Annotated in this window: 18 protein-coding genes; 6 read left to right on the forward strand and 12 right to left on the reverse strand. The window is 67.3% G+C overall.

What is annotated here, in order from left to right:
* Nucleotides 1-123: 123 nt before the first annotated feature.
* The 9 genes from BUR99_RS18985 to BUR99_RS19025 all read right to left on the reverse strand — a co-directional run bounded on the left by BUR99_RS18985 (nucleotide 124) and on the right by BUR99_RS19025 (nucleotide 11,005).
* The gene (locus tag BUR99_RS18985) at nucleotides 124-1,041 is read right to left on the reverse strand and encodes a DMT family protein (RefSeq protein ID WP_074261969.1); all 918 of its coding nucleotides are present in this window, start codon (nucleotides 1,039-1,041) and stop codon (nucleotides 124-126) included.
* A gap of 2 nt (nucleotides 1,042-1,043) precedes the next feature.
* Nucleotides 1,044-2,777 (reverse strand): cation:proton antiporter, encoded by a 1,734-nt coding sequence (locus BUR99_RS18990; protein WP_074261970.1) that lies wholly within the window; start codon nucleotides 2,775-2,777, stop codon nucleotides 1,044-1,046.
* Between the two features lie 75 nt (nucleotides 2,778-2,852).
* Entirely contained in the window at nucleotides 2,853-3,524 is a 672-nt protein-coding gene (locus tag BUR99_RS20340) for a GAP family protein (RefSeq protein WP_074261971.1), read from the reverse strand.
* Complete coding sequence (locus BUR99_RS20345; RefSeq protein ID WP_159441016.1) at nucleotides 3,524-4,636, reverse strand: hypothetical protein; 1,113 nt, start codon at nucleotides 4,634-4,636, stop codon at nucleotides 3,524-3,526. The genes BUR99_RS20340 and BUR99_RS20345 overlap by 1 nt, the downstream gene beginning before the upstream one ends.
* A 42-nt stretch (nucleotides 4,637-4,678) precedes the next feature.
* Nucleotides 4,679-5,389 carry a hypothetical protein gene (locus BUR99_RS19005; RefSeq protein WP_074262052.1) on the reverse strand — a complete coding sequence of 237 codons (711 nt, stop codon included), beginning with the start codon at nucleotides 5,387-5,389 and terminating at the stop codon, nucleotides 4,679-4,681.
* A gap of 93 nt (nucleotides 5,390-5,482) precedes the next feature.
* Nucleotides 5,483-6,886: a glutamate decarboxylase gene (locus BUR99_RS19010; RefSeq protein ID WP_200802782.1), complete on the reverse strand. Its 1,404-nt coding sequence runs from the start codon at nucleotides 6,884-6,886 to the stop codon at nucleotides 5,483-5,485.
* Between the two features lie 75 nt (nucleotides 6,887-6,961).
* Nucleotides 6,962-8,917, reverse strand: a complete 1,956-nt coding sequence (locus BUR99_RS19015) for a YhgE/Pip domain-containing protein (RefSeq protein WP_074261973.1) — start codon at nucleotides 8,915-8,917, stop codon at nucleotides 6,962-6,964.
* Entirely contained in the window at nucleotides 8,914-9,687 is a 774-nt protein-coding gene (locus BUR99_RS19020) for an ATP-binding cassette domain-containing protein (protein WP_074261974.1), read from the reverse strand. Before BUR99_RS19020 ends, BUR99_RS19015 begins: the two co-directional genes overlap by 4 nt.
* Nucleotides 9,688-9,751: 64 nt before the next feature.
* A complete protein-coding gene (locus BUR99_RS19025) occupies nucleotides 9,752-11,005 on the reverse strand; it encodes a metal-dependent hydrolase family protein (RefSeq protein ID WP_200802779.1) in 1,254 nt (417 codons plus the stop codon).
* Between the two features lie 327 nt (nucleotides 11,006-11,332).
* Here BUR99_RS19025 and BUR99_RS19030 point away from each other — a divergent pair, with 327 nt between their 5' ends.
* Genes BUR99_RS19030 through BUR99_RS19050 form a run of 5 tightly spaced genes read left to right on the forward strand, consistent with a single transcriptional unit; the run spans nucleotide 11,333 to nucleotide 16,596 of the window.
* Nucleotides 11,333-11,494 (forward strand): LapA family protein, encoded by a 162-nt coding sequence (locus BUR99_RS19030; RefSeq protein ID WP_143231727.1) that lies wholly within the window; start codon nucleotides 11,333-11,335, stop codon nucleotides 11,492-11,494.
* Nucleotides 11,419-12,519 (forward strand): linear amide C-N hydrolase, encoded by a 1,101-nt coding sequence (locus tag BUR99_RS19035; RefSeq protein WP_234980925.1) that lies wholly within the window; start codon nucleotides 11,419-11,421, stop codon nucleotides 12,517-12,519. Before BUR99_RS19030 ends, BUR99_RS19035 begins: the two co-directional genes overlap by 76 nt.
* 49 nt (nucleotides 12,520-12,568) lie before the next feature.
* Nucleotides 12,569-14,176 (forward strand): helix-turn-helix transcriptional regulator, encoded by a 1,608-nt coding sequence (locus tag BUR99_RS19040; RefSeq protein ID WP_074261978.1) that lies wholly within the window; start codon nucleotides 12,569-12,571, stop codon nucleotides 14,174-14,176.
* Nucleotides 14,160-15,488 carry a threonine/serine exporter family protein gene (locus tag BUR99_RS19045; RefSeq protein WP_074261979.1) on the forward strand — a complete coding sequence of 443 codons (1,329 nt, stop codon included), beginning with the start codon at nucleotides 14,160-14,162 and terminating at the stop codon, nucleotides 15,486-15,488. The genes BUR99_RS19040 and BUR99_RS19045 overlap by 17 nt, the downstream gene beginning before the upstream one ends.
* The gene (locus BUR99_RS19050; protein ID WP_234980926.1) at nucleotides 15,481-16,596 is read left to right on the forward strand and encodes an AI-2E family transporter; all 1,116 of its coding nucleotides are present in this window, start codon (nucleotides 15,481-15,483) and stop codon (nucleotides 16,594-16,596) included. The genes BUR99_RS19045 and BUR99_RS19050 overlap by 8 nt, the downstream gene beginning before the upstream one ends.
* Before the next feature lie 68 nt (nucleotides 16,597-16,664).
* On the opposite strand, the gene BUR99_RS19055 is transcribed toward BUR99_RS19050, so the two are convergent.
* The 3 genes from BUR99_RS19055 to BUR99_RS19065 form a co-directional block, all read right to left on the reverse strand.
* Nucleotides 16,665-17,531: an AraC family transcriptional regulator gene (locus tag BUR99_RS19055; protein ID WP_074262053.1), complete on the reverse strand. Its 867-nt coding sequence runs from the start codon at nucleotides 17,529-17,531 to the stop codon at nucleotides 16,665-16,667.
* Nucleotides 17,532-17,689: 158 nt separating this feature from the next.
* Nucleotides 17,690-18,133, reverse strand: coding sequence for a peptidoglycan-binding domain-containing protein (locus BUR99_RS19060; protein ID WP_074261981.1), 444 nt, complete (start codon nucleotides 18,131-18,133; stop codon nucleotides 17,690-17,692).
* A gap of 177 nt (nucleotides 18,134-18,310) precedes the next feature.
* A complete protein-coding gene (locus BUR99_RS19065) occupies nucleotides 18,311-19,543 on the reverse strand; it encodes a glycosyltransferase (RefSeq protein ID WP_074261982.1) in 1,233 nt (410 codons plus the stop codon).
* A gap of 149 nt (nucleotides 19,544-19,692) precedes the next feature.
* Between BUR99_RS19065 and BUR99_RS19070 the strand changes: the two genes are divergently transcribed.
* Nucleotides 19,693-20,079, forward strand: a complete 387-nt coding sequence (locus tag BUR99_RS19070; RefSeq protein ID WP_084184169.1) for a PPOX class F420-dependent oxidoreductase — start codon at nucleotides 19,693-19,695, stop codon at nucleotides 20,077-20,079.
* Nucleotides 20,080-20,136: the final 57 nt, after the last annotated feature.

Below are 20,136 nucleotides of genomic sequence, written 5' to 3' on the forward strand. Positions count from 1 at the left end.
AGGACCGCGAGACCCACCGGCGCGGTGATGCCGACGGAGGTGAGCACGACCCGGCCCCAGGGGATGGGGGCACGATTCGTGCGAGCGAGGGCGCGGATCCAGGCCCCCCACCCCCAGCTGCCGTCAGCCGGCGAGGACGACATCACGCGACTCGGCTCGAGACAGGGCGAAGACCCCTCCGATCGACACCGCACCGGCGACGACGAACGCGACGATCGCCCACGCCGGCGCAGCGCTGGCCTCGCCGAGGATCGTGATGCCGAGTACGACAGCGACCGCCGGGTCGACGACGGTGAGTCCGGCGACGACGACCTCGGGGCGATTGGAGGCGTGCGCGCGCTGCACGAAGTAGATCGAGAGCGCCCCTGCGACGCCGATGCCGATGATGCAGCCGATCGTGAGCAGGTTCGTCACCTCGAACGAGAACTCCCGCGACGCGAGTGCCGTCTGCACCCGCAGGATCACCGTCTTGCCGAGCGTCGCGACGAACGCCGAGTACACCCCGCCGAGCAGCACCCAGAAGACGGGGGGCGTCGGCCGGTTCCGACCGACGACGAGCACGAGCGCCGTCGCCAGCAGCACGCTGACGAGCACCACGAGCACCGCGATGAGCTGCACATCCGTGATGGGGTGCTGGGTGCTCACGAGTGCCGCGACGGTGACGAAGGCCGCGACCCCCAGCACGCAGGTCGCGATCGCACGCACGATCCGGGCCGACGGTGCCCGCTTCATCACGATCGCCGTCAGCAGTGCCGTGAAGACGAGAGCAGCGACGCCGATCGGCTGCACGATCATGAGCGGTGCGAAGGTGAGGCTGCCCATCTGCAGCAGGATCGCCACGATCAGCATGAGCGCGCCGAGCAGCCACGCGCGGTTGCGCACGAGATCGATCGCCTTCGATCCGTCGACCCCTCGAGCCGCGTCCGCCTCCATCACGCGCACGCCGCGCGCCTGCAACAGGTTGCCGATCGAGAGCGCCGCCGCCGACACGACCGCGAGTCCGATCCCGATGCCGATGAGCGGGGACGAGTCCGGTTCCATGATCACTTCTCGCTTTCGAGGTGGAGTTTCACACTGATCTCGTAGGCATCGAGCTCGTCCAGCACGTAGCGGAGCGCACTCGTGCTGTGCCGCCCGGATCGGCCGAGCTCGTGGAGTCGGGCGCGCATCACCCGGACCAGCGCGAGCTCGAACTCGAGGGCGTCCGGCCCGCCCTGCGCGTCCGTGGGATCGAGCGGTGCGACGAATCGGGATCGCGGCAGCGAGTAGAGCTCGTGCGCGAACCTGGTCCGATCGGGGCGCAGCAGCGTTCCTCCGGCGATCGCGCCCTCTGCGGCGGCTCGCAGCTCGCTGTCGATCACGCGGATCTCAGCGCGAGGCAGCCCTCCCTCCCCCGCCGAGCGCAGGCGCAGCAGGCGCGCGAGCGCGGGCAGCGTCAGGCCCTGCAGCAGCAGGCTCCCCGCGGCGACGAGGAAGGCGATGAAGACGAGGAGGTCCCGGTTCGGAGCGTCGTCCGGCAGCGTCTGGGCGGCGGCCAGGGTGACCGCGCCGCGCATTCCCGCCCAGATGATGATCGTGTTGTGCTTCCACGTGAGCGGCGAGGCGTCGAAGTAGTCGATATCGGCGCGCATCCGCCCGATCCGCTTCGGGCTCCGCTTCCGCTCGGCCGCCGCAGCGGCCCCGGGCAGCGATGACAGGCGACGGTGCCGATTCGCCGCAGCATCCGCTGGCTTCGTGATGCTCGTGGCGCTCGCATCGAGCTGGCTCCGCACCGAGCGTTTCACGCGCGCGGAATGTGCGCTGAGCATCGGGATGACGTACGCGGCCCGTACGACCACGAGGATGACGAAGGCGAGCGCGGCGATCCAGATGCCGCGGAGGAGTCCCTCGTCTGCGGCGAGGTTGTTCTGCACGATACCGTAGAGCTGGAGCCCCATCACGAGGAAGACCGCGCCCTCGAGGAGGAACGCGATGGTGCGCCAGTTGAGCTTGTCGGAGATGCGTTGCTCGGGGGTGAGCCACCTCACCGCCCCCTGGCCGCAGACCACGCCCGCAGCGACCGCAGCGACGAGGCCCGAACCGCCGACGGCCTCGGTGGGCAGGAATGCCAGGTACGGAACGGTGAGACCCAGCGCCGTGTTGGCCGTCGCACTCGTGGTCCAGGCCCGCAGCCGCAGGGCGACGAGTCCGGCGAGCGTTCCGATCACGATCGCCGAGACGACGGCCCACGCGAGGGAGCCGAGGGTGGTCAGCAGCGAGAATCCGGATGCCGCGGCGACGATCGCCGTGCGAAGCAGCACGAGCGCCGTGGCGTCGTTCAGGAGGCTCTCCCCCTCCAGCACCGTCACGACGCGACGGGGCACGCCGAGCTTGCGCACGATCGAAGTGGCGACCGCGTCCGTCGGGCTCAGGATCGCTCCGAGCGCCACTGCGAGCGGAAAGCCGATCTCGGGAATCGCCCAGAAGAAGAAGCACCCGAGCACGAGCGAACTGATGATGACGAGCAGCACGGAGAGGCCGCTGATCGCGCTGAAGTCGCGGCGGAACTCGATGGCGGGCGCCGACACCGCCGCGGAGAAGAGCAGCGGCGGCAGCACTCCCGTCAGGATCAGAGCCGGTGCGATCGAGACCGCCGAAACCGCCGGGATCAGGCTGACCGCCACGCCCACTGCCAGGAGGATGAGCGGACCGGCGACCCCGGTTCGCTTCGAGAGCGAGTTCGCGAAGACGACCACGAAGACGCCCGCGATGACGACGACCAGCAGTTCTACCGGCATCCGGTCTCTCCCCTCTGTCTCGATCTCCACAGCGCGGGATGCCTCGACCGCGCGCCGCTCGGCATGGCGCGCGTCTCAGCCTGCGAGATCGGCCACGCCCGAGCCGATCAGCTTGAAACCGAGGACGACGAACAACACGGTCATGATCACGGCATGGTTCGAGACGAGCCAGGTGCGGGGGCCCGTGAGCCGTGCCTCCACGGTGCTAGGCGAGATGACGCTGAACAGCCATGGGATCGCGACGGCGGCGACCCCGATGACGCCGAAGATGAGGATGACGCCGACGACCTCCTCGATGGGGAGGGCCGCCTGCGAGATCCGTCCGCCGGCCGCGGCGAGCAGGGGCAAGTCCTTCGGCGAGAGCGGACCCGAGATCAGGATGCCGACGAAGAACGCCTTCCACAGCGTCAACCCGTCGAGGCTGTCCATCCACTTGGGCGTGCCGGGCTCCGATCGATGGCGCCATTGCATGAGCGCGAGCACGAGCAGGCCCGCGCCGAGGATGATCTCGATGACGTCGATCGTGATGTGCGGTCCGCTGTCGGGCTCGTCCGTGCCGGTGGCACGCCCGATGATCACGAGAATGCCGATGAACACGATGGCGAAGGTGTAGCAACCGAGGATGAATGCGGTGCCGTTCGTGCGGCCCTTCCCGGCGGTCGCCATCAGGATGACGGCGACGATCGCGAGCGGGCTGATCGCGATCGCGATTCCGAGCGTGAGCAGGTCTGCGAGTACGGGGAGCATCAGTGCGACTCCTCGAGCTGGGCGTTCGTCTGGACGTTGCGCAGGAAGAGGATGATCCAGCTGAAGATCAGGAGCGACGACACGAGCTCGACGGCGGTGAGGTTGTAGACGCCGGCTGCGAAGAGCACCGCAAGCACGATGACCACCCCGACGTAGACGAAACCGAGCACGACGAAGGCCTTCGGCATGGTCGGGACGAGCCAGGGCAGGCCGATGACCAAGGCGGCGAAGGCGACGGTCATTCCGGTGGCGACCGTGTTGTGCAGGAGGAAGAACCGATCGACGGGGAAGATGCCGACGCAGGCCAGGAGCACGCCGAGGAGCACGAACAGCACCCGGACCGCGGTCCGTCGTCGACGCTGAGCCGTGGTGTACGACGGCAGCGTCGCCGTGCCGAGCCGGGCGATCGTCGTGATGATGACACCCGACACGATCAGCGTGAGATTGAACGTGAGCGACGAGATGTCGTGCGTGATGCCGAGTGCAGAGAGGTTCATCTGCCACCACAGCGGGTCGGTGGAGCTCAGCATCGCCGTGGTCATGCCGACGACGAGGAACACCGCCAGCACGAGCGAGAGCTGGCGTGGCGAGAGGTTCACTCCGCTGAGCACGGCGAGGTAGGCGGACAGTGCCGTCGCCGCCGAAGCGATCACGATCGCGGGCGAGGCGTAGACGGTCGCACCGATGAAGCTGTGCTCCATGACGGTCGCGATGCCGATCCATCCGAGCAGGGCGACGGCACCGTGCGCGAGGGAGAGCGCCACGAGGTCGAACCAGTGGTAGCGCTCTCGGCGGGCGCTCGGCACCGGTGGCCGGTTGCGATGACGCGGTACCGATCGAGCGACGGCGAACGCGATCGAGGCGGCGATGGCGCTCGCGATCGCCGTGAAGTCGCCCAACGACCCTCGCCCGTCGATGGGGAGTTCGCGCCCCCAGAACACGAACCCCGCGACCACCGCCGTCACCGCGAAGACGACCGCACCCACGGTCAGCGCGAAGGACTCGTCGTCCATGCCCCGCAGCCGCCGGGCGGTTCGAGGCGCCGTGGCGGCGAGCACCGGACCTCCGTGCACGTCAGTACCCGCCGGGTACAGGATCTGGTCGTTCGACATGGCATCTCCCCCTTTTCCGCCGGCACACGAGCGAGCTTCGATTCATTGGATGACGGGCGAGAACCCTCCGCCTGCCCGAGCGTGCCGGTCCTTCGAGCGGTTCCACTGCGGCAGCACGACGAGGGACGCGAGCAGGAAGCAGATCGCCCCGATGAACGTGCCGCTGTTCGCGAGCGACCCGCTGATGGCGCTTCCACTCGGCAGGATGTAGGCGCCGACGGCTGAGACGCCGAAGGCGACGCATCCGATGAAGTTGATGAGCACCGACCACCACGCCGCACGCCCGATGTCCCAGAGTCGCGCGACGCGCGCGTAGGCGATGAAGGCGAGCACGCCGCTCACGAGGAACGCGACCGAGCCGCCGGCGTCGGGGTTCCAGACGAAGTGCTCCTGGGCGGAGATCGACTTCGCGTACAGCGCCGCGGTGGTGCTCACGTTGAACATGAGCGTGCCGAACGACTGCGTCGCGGCCGCGAGCCATTCGGCGCGCACCATTCGCCCCGGCGCGTACGACACCGGGACCGCGATCGCTCCGCTGAGGAACAGCTGGATCAGGCCGGCCGTGGTGAAGAACCACGCGCCGACGAAGAACAGCAGGTTGGCGCCCGCGGTGCCGAGGGAATCGCTCAAGCCCGGGGCGGATCCGAGTGCGAAGAAGGCGGAGCCGATCATGAAGCCCCAGCACTGCTTCGTCACCGTGGGGATGAGGAAGGACTTCCGGTGGTGTTCGATGTTCGTGGCTGCCGCACTCATGGCCGCGTGCTCCACCTCTCTCATGCAGGGTCGATCCCGGCGGACCGCACCGGGGAGGACGTCGCAGCGACGCCTCCCCGCAACGGATGCCGATCAGTGATGGAAGTGGGATCCGCTGCTCGCCTCGCGGGGAAGCGGGGACTGCAGCGATTCGAGGAACGCCACCTCGCCCTTGATGTCCGACAGGAGCGCGGACGCCAGGTCGCGGCTGAGCCCGACCTTGACGACGATCCGCTGCAGCACGACGTCCGACATGTCGTCCGCCATGGGATACGCAGGCACGAGCCAGCCCTTCATCCGCAGGCGGTCGGCGAGGTCGTAGAGGCTCCACGTGTCGGTGTAGCCGTCCTTCAGCACCCAGGCGAACACCGGAATGGTGTCGCCCTTGCTCACGAGCTCGAAGGGACCCATCTTTGCGATCTCAGAAGAGAGGTACGTCGCGACGTCGATCGAGTTCTGCTGCACCGCCCTGTAGCCCTCGCGCCCCAGACGCAGGAACTGGTAGTACTGCAGCAGCACCTGCGCGCCCGGCCGGGAGAAGTTCAGTGCCAGCGTCGGCATGTCGCCCCCGAGATAGCTGACGTGGAAGATCATGCTCTCGGGCAGCACGGCGGTGTTGCGCCAGATGACCCATCCGACACCGGGATAGACGAGTCCGTACTTGTGACCCGACGTGCTGATCGAGTTCACGCGGTCGATCTGGAAGTCCCACTTCAGGTCGGGCTGGCAGAACGGCGCGACCATGGCGCCGGATGCCCCGTCTACATGGATCTTGACGTCGAGACCCGTGTTCGCCTGGATCTCGTCGAGCTTCGCGGCGATGGCCTCGACAGGCTCGTAGGCGCCCGTGAAGGTCTGGCCGAGGATGGCGACGACGCCGATCGTGTTCTCGTCCACGTACTTCTCCAGCTCGAACCCGTCGAGCACCATGTGCTCGGGGGTGACGGGGACGTACCGGGGCTCGATGTCCCAGTAGTTGCAGAACTTCTCCCAGACGACCTGCACGGCCGCCGACATGATCAGGTTGGGCTTCTCGGTCGACTTGCCCTCAGCCTTGCGCTTCTGCTGCCACAGGCGCTTGAGCGCCAGGCCGCCGAGCATGCACGCCTCCGACGACCCGATCGTCGAGGTTCCGATCGTGTCGCTCGTGTCGGGCACGTGCCAGAGGTCGGCGAGCATCCGCCAGCATCGATCCTCGATCGCCGCGGTGGCGGGGTACTCGTCCTTGTCGATCATGTTCTTGTCGGCGGCTTCGGCATAGAGCTTCTTGGCCTCATCGTCCATCCACGTCGAGACGAACGTCGCCAGGTTCAACCGTGAGTTCCCGTCGAGGATCGCCTCGTCGTGGACGATCTGGTAGGCGGTCTCAGGCAGGCTGGGCTGCTCGGGCATCACGAACTTGTCGAACTCGGTCGCCTCACCGGGGCGGACGAAGACCGGGTTCACACTGATCGTGGGGTCGACGTTCGTGGTCTGGCGTGCCTTGCTGGTGTTGATAGTCACTTTCGCTCCTGATCTTGCGTGTGCAACGTGTGGTGATGTGCGGCTGAACTGCTCGTGCTGATGGCCCTCCTAGACCTCGACCGGTGGATAGAGGCGGTCCATGTTGTACTGACGGTTCCGGCGGGCTGCCCACGTCGAGACGGCGAGGAAGGCGACAGTGAGCACCACGATCACGACGACCGACGTCCACAGCCTGGAGTCGACCCCGCCGACGATCAGCTGCCGAAGTCCCGTCACGGTGAAGGTCATCGGGTCGATCCAGTGCAGGTACTGGAACGGCACCGAGGTGACCGGAACGGGGTAGATTCCCCCGGCCGACGTCAGCATGATCATGAGGAACACGAGCGTCGCCACCCTGCCGACGGCGGGACCGAACAATGCGTTGAACATCTGTATCAGCGCCAGGAACATCGCGACCATCAGGAACATGAACGCGAGCGTTCCTCCTGCATGGACGGGATGCAGCCCGAGGCCGAAGTACAGGACCAGGAAGAGGATGAGCGCCTGCAGGATGCCGACGAACAGCGTCGGCGCGTAGGAGGCGAGCACCACGCGGAACGACCCGAGGCCCTGCGCCAGCGGTCGCGCCTGCAGCGGTGTGAAGAGCATCCACGCGATGAGCGAACCGACGAACAGGCCGAGGCCCATGAAGAACGGTGCGAAGCCGTACGCGAAGGTCTTGGCCTCGTTGTTGGTCACCTCCTCGAGCGCGACGGGATCGGCGAGCGCCTTGATGAAGTTGCCCTGCTCCTCGTTGTCCCAGGACGGGATGAACTGCAGGCCCTGCTCGACCGCACCGGCCAGTTGGTCGGTGCCCGCCGCCAGGATCGGAGTACCCGCCGCGAGCCGGCTCGCGCCGTCGCTGAGCTTCACGAGGCCGGAGGACAATTCGTCAGCGCCCGAGCGCAGCTGCCCCGCGGCGGCCCGCACCTCGCCGAGGTCCCGCTGGACTCCCCCGTTCTCGACCGAGCGCAGGATGACGCTCACACGACTGTCGGGGTTGTCCAGTTCGGCGGCGATGATGTCGACATCCTCCTGAATGGCGGCGAACGTCAGTGCCAGGTCTTGGGAGACCCAGTTGTCGAGGATGAAGTCGCGCACCTCCGTGAGGCGGTCCGCGAAGTCCTGCTGGACCTCGTCGTCGCCGGCGGCGAGTTCGGCGATGATCGTATCCAGCCGGTCGATGGCCTCGTCCCTGCCCGAGACGACCCTGTCGAGTGCCGCGGCGGCCTGATCGGTGTCGGCGGTCACGCGCTGCACCACTTGGCGCAGCTCCGTGCCCGACATGCCCGAGCTGTCGACGATCGACTCGGCGCGGGTCACGGCGTCATCCACGGCGTCGTCCAGCTCATCGAGCGCACCGGCCAGCGTCGCCGAGCCGTCCTTCGCGGTGACGAGGTTGTCGGCGAGCTCCTGCGCGCCCGAGTTCGCCTGCTGCATGCCGGCGTTGAGCTCGTCGACCTGGGCTGCCGCCTCCCGCAGCTTCGGGATCGTGTCCTCCGCGAGACCCAGCACGGTCTGGAAGACCTGCTCGCCGACTTGAGCGCTGACCTGGTTGATCGCCTCCTCCGCGGCATCCTGACCGATGACGGTCGCGAGGTAGTTGTTCGCGTCGTTGTAGGTGAAGATCAGCTTCGCCTGATGCGCGTTGTCGGATGCCGCCGACGTCACCGATTCGCTGAAGTCCTCAGGGATCGTGATGGTGAAGTAGAAGCGCCCGTGGGCCAGTCCGTCGACGCCCTCCTGCTCGTCGACCTCGTGGAGATCGAGCTGCTTCGACTCGATGAGCCCCGTGACGACGTCGGCTCCCGCATCGGTCCGTTCCCCGTCGACGGTCACCCCCTCGTCGAGGTTGATGATCGCGACCGGCAGCTTGTTCACTTCGCCGAACGGGTTCCAGAACGCCCACAGATAGAGCGCGCAGTACATCAGCGGCATGAGGATGATCACGATGAGGGCGAGCCGCGGCATGCGGCCTCGGTAGTAGCGCTTGAAATCGCTCCCGGGTGAGAATGCGGCAATCATCGGCTGAGCGCCTCCTGCTCGAGAACGGCGAACTCTCGGTCCGTCAGGTTCGGGACCTCGATGTACTCGCGTGCGCCGCTGCCGGGGAATGCGCCGTTCACATCGGCAGTGATGATGGTCTGCTCGCGGCCGAGGGCGACGAGTCGCTCGAGCAGCATGTGCGCGTTGCGAATGCTGTGGAGCGTGTCGATGCCGCCGACGACGAGGATCTGTGGCTTGCGGATGTTCGCGACCGCGATGCGGAAGAGCGCGGCGGTGAGCTCCGGCAGCTCTTCGACCATCGCGTCCATGGTCGGCAGGGTGTAGTCGCCGAACACGGGGCGGCAGATGCGTTCCAGGTCGGCGTCGGTCGACTGGGGCACCCACCCGTACCAGGGCGCCGCCCAGCGGACCTGTTCGGTCACGATGTCGTGAACGCGAATGGTCTGCGTGATGCCGTCCACCTCGTCGATGTTGGCGATATTGGCGTGATCGAAGAGATGGTGGGCCTCGTTCACTCGACCGAATGCCGTCAAGGTTCCCGCCGACGGCTTCATCCGCCCGGCGAGCGTGAGCATGAGCGAGGTCCTGCCGCGCCCGCCCGCGCCGACCAGCACCGTCACGCCCCCCGCGCGAACGGTCAGGTCAACGGGACCGTAGATGTGCCCCCAAGAGGCATCGACCCCCATCTCGGATGCCTCGAGCAGCACGTCACCGGCTGCGACCCCCGGCTCGGTGGTGCGTTTCGAGCCGTTCGCCGCGACCGGCTCTTCCCCGTTTGACGATGTCATTCACTCTCCCCCTTCGAACCGTGGCCACCGACGCCGGCGCCCGCGATCGGCGGGCGCCCCGGCGTCACAGCGTGTTCTTGACGATCTGCCCGCCCTTGACGATGAGCTTGAAGTTGCTGTCGGGGTCGCCGATGAGCGAGATGTCGTCGGTGGGGTCGCCGTCGACGAGGATCATGTCCGCCCAGGCGCCCTCGGCGATGACGCCGAGTCGCCCGCCGCGATAGGTGTTGCGCTCACCGGCGAGCTCGAAGAGCGAGGCGTTGCCCGAGGTGAGCATCTTGAGCGCCTCGACGTTGCTGTAGAACTCTCCGAGTCGAGCGGCCATCTCGCTCTGTCTCGGCGCCGATTGCGGCTCGAGCAGGAGGTCGGTGCCCCAGGCGGTCTTGACGCCGTACTTCTTCGCCCACTCGTAGACCTGTTCGGTGCCGTGGCAGATCTCGGTGTTCTTGCCGGCTCGCACGGGGTCGGGGTAGTGGTGGTCGTCCTCCGCGAACGGCTGCATCGAGAGCCAGATCTGCGCGTCCGCGATTCGCTTGATCGTCTCCTCATCGGCGAGGTGACCGTGCTCGATCGAGGTCACGCCGGCATCGATCGCCCGCGCGATGCCGGCAGGCGTGTACACGTGGGTCGCGACATAGGTGCCGTAGTCGCCGGCCGCCTGCACCGCGGCACGGATCTCATCGGGGGTGTACTGCAGGGTGTTCAGCGGGTCGTACATCGAAGCCGCGCCTCCGCCGAGTGTGAGCTTGATCTGCGTGGCGCCCTGACGCAGCTGCTCGCGCACCGCAGCGAGCACTCGCGGGACGCCGTCGGCGATGCGCGTGAAGTGGATGTCCTCGGTGCGACTGGGCTTGCCGCCGAACTCCTCGGGCACGTCGTAGACGAATGAGAAGTCCGCGTGGCCCGATGTCTGCGAGATCATCGCCTGGCTCGGGAAGATCCGGGGGCCCTCGAAACTGCCCCGGTCGATGAGCGCCTTGACGGGGGCTGTGTCGCCGCCCATGTCGCGAACGGTCGTGAAGCCGCGGAGCAGCATCCGCTTCGCCTCGGCGATCGTGTTGCCGTAGAGCACGCCGGTGGGACCCTGCAGGAAGTCCATCATGCTGTTGGCGTTGCCCATCAGGTGAACGTGGGCGTCGCTGAGACCCGGCATGAGGAACTTTCCGTTGCCTTGGATCTCGACGACGCCGTCCGACACATCGCCGGCCACCGGCGACGTGGAGACCGCAAGGATGTGCGCGCCCTCGACGAGCACATCCACGTTGTCGAGCGTGCGATCGCTGATCCCGTCGAAGACGCGGACGTTGCGAACGATCATTCTCTGAGATGCATGCGTTCCTGTGGTCATGGCGGCGACACTATGCCGAGGAGAAGGGGGCTTCGACGAATCGCAATCGAAATCCCCCGAGCCGTCATCCAGCGCATCACCCGGCCTTCACCCCCCTCTCACCCGCGGAAAATCGGGCTGGACGACGGGTTGCGCGGCGTTGATAGACTGCGGCGAAGGGGCTGGATATACGCTCGGCGTTACATCAGCAGCAGCTATTTCGGGGGAAATATGAACGGCAAGGAACCTGACAAACCAAGGGCAGGCGCAGGGGGTGCCTCGTCCAACGGCAAGGTGATCATCGCGATCATCATTGCCGTGGCCGCGCTCACGTTCGTCTTCTCGAACGTCGCACCGGCGACCCTGAGCTTCCTCTTCCTGCAGTTCACGATGCCCGCGTGGGGATGGTTTCTCGCCGTCCTCCTCGCCGGCGTGGTGATCGGCTCGCTCTTCCCCTGGTTCAGGGCGCGGAAGGGATAGCCATGTGCACCAGAGTGGTGTGGCCGGATGCCGCTGGGTCGGTCCTCGTCGGTAGAAACATGGATTACCACCGTGACCTCGACACCAACCTGTGGAAGCTGCCACGGGGCATCCGTCGTAACGACGGGGTGACCGGCCAACTGTCGTGGCAGGCACGGTACGGCAGCGTGGTCGCGACGGCGTTCGACATGATCTCCGTCGACGGGATCAACGAGGTCGGTCTGGCGGGGCATGTCCTGTGGCTCTCCGAATCGGTGTACGGCGCCGTCGACGAGTCTCGTCCGGCGCTCAGCCAAGCGGTCTGGCTGCAGTACTTCCTCGACAACTTCGAGACGGTCGCCGAGTCCGTCTCGTGGATGGAGAGCACGGCGGTGCAGGTCGTGCAGCTCGCCGATCCGGCAAGCGGCGAGGTTCCCGCGATCCACCTCGCGCTCGATGACGCGCACGGCGATTCGGCGGTCATCGAGTACATCGACGGTGCGGTCGAGATCCATCACGGTCCCGAGTATCGGGTGCTGACCAATTCTCCGAAGTACGACGAGCAGCTCGCGCTGCTCGAGCAGATCGACGCATGGGGAGGCGACAAGCCGCTGCCCGGCACCACCGCCGCCCCGGATCGATTCGCACGGGCGGCGTACTACGTCGATCGCCTGCCCCCGCCCGTCACGCAGCTGGAGGCCATCGCCTCCATGCTCAGCGTCATCCGCAATGCCGCGCAACCCTTCCGCATTCCCGACCCCGGCAAGCCCGACGCCTCCCAGACGATCTGGCAGGTCGTCGCCGATCTCACGACGAAGCGCTACGTGTTCGAGTCGACCACGCGTCCGAACATCGTCTGGGTCGACCTTGAAGACTTCGATTTCAGTGCCGGGTCGCCAGAGCTGGTGCTGGACCTCGGGAGCAAGCTCGCCGTCGAAGGCGGAATCGCTGGAAACGTGAGCGCGCGTTTCGAGGAAGGGCGCTCACTGCGCTTCCTGACCTTGGCCGATGTCACCGAGCACGCCGCGGGAGTCGAGCGAAGCTGAGTCGGCCGTCGAGCAATCGCGCGATGGGTTGTGTGAATGGGGGACGCACATGAATCTGAACGACGAGGTCAAGGCACTGGAGGAGCTGGAACGAGCGATCGCCTCCGGCAACCAGGAGACGATCGCCAAGGTCGCGGTGGCGAACATCCTGCCGCTGTACCACGAGCACTACGAGCTGCTGACCTCGACGGTCGACCGGCTCCCCAGCAAGCTGATCGAACGCTTCCCGATCCTCCGGTTCGGACACCGCATGACGCCGGTGCTCGCCCGGACGTCACGCCCGTTCAAGCCGCTCATCGATCCCGACGCAGCCAGGACCATGAGCGCAGACGAACTCGATGTGTTCACGCTCGTGCAGATGATCTCGTTCCGATTCAGCGGCGACGTGTCCGCGGCCCTCGTCTACGCCCGACGGCTCGAAGACCGAATCCTCGACGTCCGTGTGGAGTCGCGTGAGCGGGTCGACGGACCACTGTGGTTCTACCACTACGAGATCGGCTCCACCCTGCTCGCCGCAGGCGATTCCTCCCGTGCACTGCTGGAGTTCAGCACCGCACGACAGCTGGGCAGGCTCTCGCGCCAGCGCGACGCCGAACGGCTCGCGCTCTGTCGAGCTGCGCTCGCGCACGCACTCCGAGGTTCACTCGACGAAGCGGAATCCGCCCTTGCCGAGGCTGCACTGCACCCGCCCCCCACTGCGTCGCATGTCGCAGCGAGCCGAACCACCGAAGCCTCGGCGGCCGCGCTCATCGCCGTCGAGCGCATGACCGATGACGTCGATGAGCGGCTCGCGGAGCTCGACGCATACGACAGCGTGCAGCTGACCTGGCCGTTCGCGCTGCTTGCTCGAGCCCGGTTGCTCCTCGCGAGGCAACGGCCCGGCGAAGCACTCGAGGCGATCCGACTGGCCAAGGATGCCCACCCGGTGCAGCATGGCTCCGTCGCATCCGATGTCATCGCGGCGACGCTCATCGACGCACTGTGCGCGCTCGGTGACTCGGCGACCGCATGGGAGATCGCAGGGTCGAGTGCGAGCGTCGGCAACATGACGAGATTCGCCATCATCCGACTGGCGTTGCACGACTCGCGCTTCGACGTCGCGGCTGCCGAAATCCGTCGACTCGCGGGCGACAGCACGCTGAGCCCGAACCAGCGAGCCAAGGGGATCCTGTTCTGGGCGTGGCTCGAAGTCGCGGAGGGAGCCGATCTCGACGCGAGCACCGCCACTCAGATCCACCGCCTCGCCGTCACGGGGAGCATCCGGCGGCTCCTCGCGACCGTGCCTCGGCAACTCGTCGATCGCGTTCGGGCGCACCTCTCTGGCGAGGAACTCGCGGAGTTCGACGCGGCAACGAACGACCTCACGCACTTCGCGATGAAGATGCGCCCGATTCTGACGCCCAGCGAACTCCGGGTGCTGAGCGCGCTGCCCACGCAACCGACGACCGCGGCGATCGCATCGGCATTCCACGTCTCCCCCAACACCATCAAGTCACAGCTCAAGGCCCTGTACCGGAAGCTCGGGTGCTCAACGCGACACGAGGCGATCAAGATCGCGACCCGGCACCGCCTGCTCGTCCACGACGGTGAGGTGGACACCATCGATCGACTCGCAGTCGGCCCGCAGAACAAGAGGCTCGATGTCGGGGTTCACTGATCGCATCCGTGCGGCCGCAACCGCATTCCATCGGGCACCGACGATCGAGGCATCCGACGACGAGGTGATCGGCGTGCCCGAGATGCTCGGTGCGATCGGGGGGGCCCTGCTCGACTCGTCGCAGGCGACCAGTGATGTCGAGGAGATCTTGAAGCGCATCGCGGATCGCTATGCACGCCCCGAACTCCGCGTCTTCGTGCTCCCCACACTCATCCTCGTCGAAGACCCCGGCACGACACCGTCCCAGACGTCGATCTTCCCCGCGAATCAGAGCGCGCTGCGACTCGATCAGGCCGATGCAGTCGAGCGACTCGTGCGGCACTCGGTGAGAGACCGCGCAACACCCGAATCAGTCGTCTCAGCGATCGCGCAGATCAGGAAGGACGACTCCCGCTTCGGCCCCGTGCTGACCGTCGTCGGCTACACCCTGCTCACCATCGGCTTCGGGCTGATGCTCAATCCGACCGTGAGCGCATTGCCGATCTACGTCATGCTCGGCGTCGTCGTCGGCACGATAGTGCAGGTCGGCAACCGAGTCTCGACCCTGTCGTTGATCCTTCCGGCATTCACGGCGTTCGCCGTCACGCTGGTCATCTCGCTCCTGATCAGCCCGCTGGTGCACGACGACGTGATCCGGCTCGTCGCGCCCTCGCTCGTCTCGTTCCTGCCGGGGCTGACGCTCACAGTCGCCGCCGTCGAACTCACCTCGGGTCAGATGATGGCGGGTGCGAGCCGGCTGGTGTTCGGCATCGCGCGTCTCGGGCTCCTCGTCTTCGGCGTCTTCGCGGGCATGTCTGTGGCCGCCGCACCGGCATCGAGCGGCGAAGCCCCGGTACAGCTCGGCGCGTGGGCGCCGTGGGTCGGCATCGCCTTCGTCGCCCTGGGCTATTACTTCTTCTCTGCAGCGCCGCGTCGGTCGCTGGTCTGGATCCTGTACGCCCTCGTCGTCGCCTATTCCGCCCAGCTGCTCGGCAACCTCGTGCTCGGACCCGAGCTCTCGGGGCTCGTCGGCGCACTCCTCGTGATTCCCGCCGTCAACCTAGCCGGCCGACTGAAAGGGGCGCCGTCGAAAGGCATCATGCTGACGTGCGCATACTGGCTGCTGGTTCCCGGTTCCATGGGCTTCATCGGCCTCAGCGAAGCGGCGTCGGGCACGGCAGGCGCCACGAGCACCATTCTGCAGACGTTCGGCTCCCTGATCGCGATCGCGATCGGGATGGTGCTGGGCGCCGGGTTGAGCCGTGATGCCACCGCCTTCGCCCGAGGTTGGCACTCGCTCGCGAAACAGGATGAGGAGCTCGGCCGTGACTGACCAGGACACCGACACCATCACGCCAGAGAACGTGCAGGAGGCGCCCCGAACTACCTCCACGACGCTCAAACGGCCCTTCGCGTCCGGCTTCATCCTCACCCTCGGCGGTCTGGTCGCCATCGCGGCCGGAACAGCGTTCTCGCACCTGTCGACCGTGCTCATCTCGGTGGCGTTCGCCCTGTTCGCCGCCCTCGGACTCGATCCCGTCGTACGTTGGCTCGAGCAGCGAGACGTGCGACGTCCATGGGGAATCGTCATCGTCTACGTCTCCTTCGCAATGATCGTGGTCGGCGTGCTGCTGCTCATCGTGCCCACGGTCGTCAGCCAGGTCTCGCAGATCATCGCCGACCTCCCGAAGCTCGTCCAGGCCTTCGAGAAATCCGAGGTGTACGCGTGGCTCGACGACGTGTTCGGTGCCGAGGCGAGTTCGCTCATGCATCAGGTCACCTCGTTCCTCACGCAGCCGACCCATATCGCGACGATCGGCCAGGGCGTGTTCCGGGTCGGCATGACGATCGTGTCGACGCTCTCGGGAGTGATCATCGTGCTCGTGCTGAGCCTCTACTTCCTCGCCTCCTTGCCGGCGATCAAGGTCGGGTTCAACCGCCTCGCCCCCGCACACAGCCGAGCGCGTCTCGCGTCGATGACCGAGCAGATCACCGACTCGGTCGGCGGGTACCTCATGGGGATGGTGGCACTCGCCTTCTGCAATGCGGTCGTCGCGTTGGTGCTCCACCTCGCGCTCCAACTTCCATTCCCGATGCTGATGGCGGTCGTGGCGTTCTGCGTCACGCTGATTCCGCTCGTGGGATCGGTGATCTACTGCGGCCTGGCGACAGCCCTCGCACTCTTCTCCGGCTGGTTGCCGGCGCTGGTGTTCGCGGCGATCTACCTCGCATACATGCAGGTGGAGGCCTACGTGCTCACGCCGAAGGTCATGAATCGCGCGATCTCGGTGCCCGGCGCCTTGGTCGTCATCGGGGCGCTCGTCGGCGGCACTCTCCTCGGTCTTCTCGGTGCCCTGATCGCGATTCCGGTCACCGCCTCGATCCTCCTGATCGTCAAGCAGGTCGTGGTTCCGAAACAGGACGCCAAGCTCACAGCCTGAAGACAGGGCGCGAAGGCCGGACTGGCGAGCGCGTGGCCGGGCCCCTCACCAGTCCGGTCGCGCACGCGTCAGGCGCGTTCCACCGGCAGCCACAGCTCGGTGGTCGCCGTGCTGAAGTCAGCGGCGCGGTCGAGGATGGCCACGATCGACGGGCCGGGCCTCAGCTGCCAGGGGTTGGAGGGGAACCACTCCGACGCCGTCGCCGCCCACGTCGATTGGAGGGCCGCCGGGTAGGGGCCCGCCGTGCGGAACACCGCCCAGGTGCCGGCCGGCACCTCGATCGCGTCGAGATCGTCGGGCACGGGTGCGGCTTCGCCGACGGCGACGCCGTGCAGGTAGGTCAACTCGCTGCCCTCGGTGCTGTCGGGGTCGACGTCGGCACTGACCTGCAGCAGCCCCGCCGGTTCGGTATCGCTCAGGGCCTTGAGGCGAGCGTGCTCCGCTTCGGGTATCGAGGCGATGTGGGCTTGGATGTGCGGGTTGGGGCCTTGGTGAATGAGCGGCACGCGAGCGGCATGGCCGGCGAGCCGGAAGGCCGGTCGATCTGCGATGCGAGTCTCCATCGTGGTGTTCCCTTCTACGGTCAGGCGGAACCTGAGCTGTGGTTGTGTACGAAGGGGGCCACCGTCTCGCCGGGCATCGCCCGGGCTGATGCCGTGCACGGCCCGGAACGCGCGGTTGAACGCCTCCGTGGAGCCGTACCCGAAGCGCACCGCGGTTCCCAGCAGATCGCGGCCTCCGAGAACATCGGCCGCGGCGACCGTCATGCGCCGTCGCCGGATGTACTCCGACAACGGCATGCCGGCCAGTGACGAGAACATCCGCCGAACGTGATATTCGGTGGTGCCGAGCTCGGCCGTCAGACCGGCGACGTCGATCTCCTCGGTGAGGTGCTCCTCGACGAGATCGACCACTCGGTTCAGCACTGCGATCACGATCGCCTCCTTCGACATCAAGCCTGCTGATCGGCCTCGGCTCACACCCGACTATCGCAGTTCGATTCGATCGGGCCCGTATTCACCTGCCTCTCCCGACACGGCGGCGCGACGATGGAGGGCCGGATGCCCCACGGCATCCGGCCCTCCATCCACGATCAGTACTTCGAGATCGTGACGTAGCCAGGGGACCCCGACGCCGGCTTCTCGACGTAGCATCCGGCGTCGTACGCGGCCTGCCATGCCGTGCGCTTCACCGCGCTCGAACTCGCGTAGGCGAAGTTGACCTGGCCGGCGTACGAGCAGAGCGTGTTCCACGTGTTGCGGCCGACGATGCCGTCGGAGGTGATGTGCACCCAGCTCTGGAACTTGCGCACCTGCGACTCGGTGGCGGGACCGAACGAGTTGTCGGCGGCGAGGGCGCTGCCGAGGCTGTACGCCGACTGCACGCCGTTCAGCATCCGCTGGATCTGCCCGACGCACGTGGCGTATCCGCCGCGCGAGTACTGGTAGGCCGTGCAGCCCTTGCCGGACGTTCCGCTGTACGCGGTCGCCGCGGTCGCCGGCGCGATGGCGCAGAGCCCTGCGATCGCGAGCGCCACTGCGCCTCCGGCAATTCCTCTTCTGAGCTTCTTCATATGCGTACTTCCCCAATCTCGGGCACCGGAACGGCGCCGGCGTCTGCTGCGCCCCTTGCGCGCACGCCGATCACACCACGCGGGGTGGGGCCGGGAGAATGGGCAGCACTCCCCATCGCCCGTTCGAGTCGGGCGCCGTGCTCACCCCTTCAGGGCGACGGCGCGCTCGATCAGGCGGGCCGAGGCGGCCGCCCCGTCGGCGCCGCGATACGCCTCGCGCACGTCGTCGGCCGCGGCCCGGATCTCCGGGTCGTCGAGCACCCGACGCACCGCGTCGAGGAACTCGGGCCGGCGAACGTGCTTCGGGGAGACGGCGATCGCGTTGCCCCGCCGTTCGCAACTGCGCACGTGCCACGTCTGCTCGGGTTGGAGGCCCATGCCGACGAACGGCACGCCCGTGGCGCAGGCGGTCTGCACGGTGCCCTGGCCGCCGTGCAGCACCGCGGCGTCGACCAGCCCGCCCAGGCGGTGCGCCGGCAGGAGGTCGGTGACGTGCACGTTCGCCGGCACCTCGTCACCGGGTTCGAGGTAGTGCCGGATCGGGGCGACGACGTTGATCGGCAGTGTTCCGAGGGACCGCGCGGCATCGAGCGCCAGCCGCCGGTCGGCAGAGGAACCGAGGCCGAGGTAGACGAGCGGCTCGGGTGCGGCGGCGAGCTCGGCGACGACCGCGGGCATCGGCGACTCGAGCCGGGCGAAGATCGGCCCGACGAGCTCGAAACCGTCGGGGAGCTCGAACCCGTCCATCTCCCAGGGCATCTCGGTGATGAGGTTGCGATCGGCGAGGAGCAGGGCGGAGACCGTGCGCAGCGGAGGCACGCCGTTCGCCTTCGCGACGCTCGTGAATGCGCGCGGCGCGAGCGGGGCGGAGTTGTAGATCCACCGGAAGACCGAGGTCGCGACGCGGTCTGCTGCGCGTGCGATCCATCCGCGGCCGCCGACGAGTCCGAGGTGCTTCGCCTGCGCGACCTGCGGACGCGTCAGGGGGAACGGCACCGGGTAGAACAGCGGCACACCCTCGGCGCGGGCCGAGATGAACGAGGTGAGGTTCGATCCAGTGACGACGGCGGCCGCACCGAACTCGCGGATCATCCGGCGTTCGACCTCGACTCGCGCGCCGACCATCGCCGACGTGAACGGGCTGCGGAACGAGCGCCCTTGGTCGAACGCGATCGCCTGGTCGCGTTCCGCACGGGTCCAGGCCGGTTCGCACGCGCGATAGTCGAACCCGGCGTCACGGATCAGATCGACGAAGTCGGTCTCGTATCCCATGAAAACCACGCGGTGCGACGAGTCGAGGGCCTGGGCCACCTGGATCATGCGCGTCGTCTCAGCGAGATTGAACGTCACCGGACAGAACACGACGGTGGCCATACGAGAACGTTAGCGCGGAGCTCGCAGCTCCACCGGGCGACGTTCCGGCGTGACGAAGGGCGGATGCATCGCGGCATCCGCTGTTTCGTAGACTCGATGAGCGGGCCTGATCTCGGCGCGCCGCCACAGCTCTGCACGAAAGGCGCGAAGTGCTGACCGACACCGCCCGGGAGTTCCTCTCGGAGTACCACCTCGCCACGCTCTCGACCCTCGATCGTCACGGACGCATCCACTCGGTGCCGGTCGGCATCACGTACCTCGACGGAGTCGTGCGCATCATCGGCGGCAGCGGCTCGCAGAAGTTCGTCAACGCCGAGCGCAGCGGTCGCGCCAGCGTCAACACGGTCGACGGCGGGCGCTGGATCAGCTTCGAAGGGCCGGCCCGCGTTCACCACGATCCCGAAGCGGTCGCCCTCGCGGTCTCGCTCTACGCCGCACGCTACCGGCAGCCGCGACCGAACCCGCAGCGGGTCGTGCTCGAACTCACCGTCGAACGAGTGCTGGGCTCGGCGGGGATGCGCGCGAGCGACGGCTGAGACCGGCCGCCGTCCTCTCCTGCCGGCCGGCACGGCATGACTCGATAGCCTGTTCGT

The sequence above is a fragment of the Agromyces cerinus subsp. cerinus genome (genome assembly GCF_900142065.1).
GTDB classification, from domain to species: domain Bacteria; phylum Actinomycetota; class Actinomycetes; order Actinomycetales; family Microbacteriaceae; genus Agromyces; species Agromyces cerinus.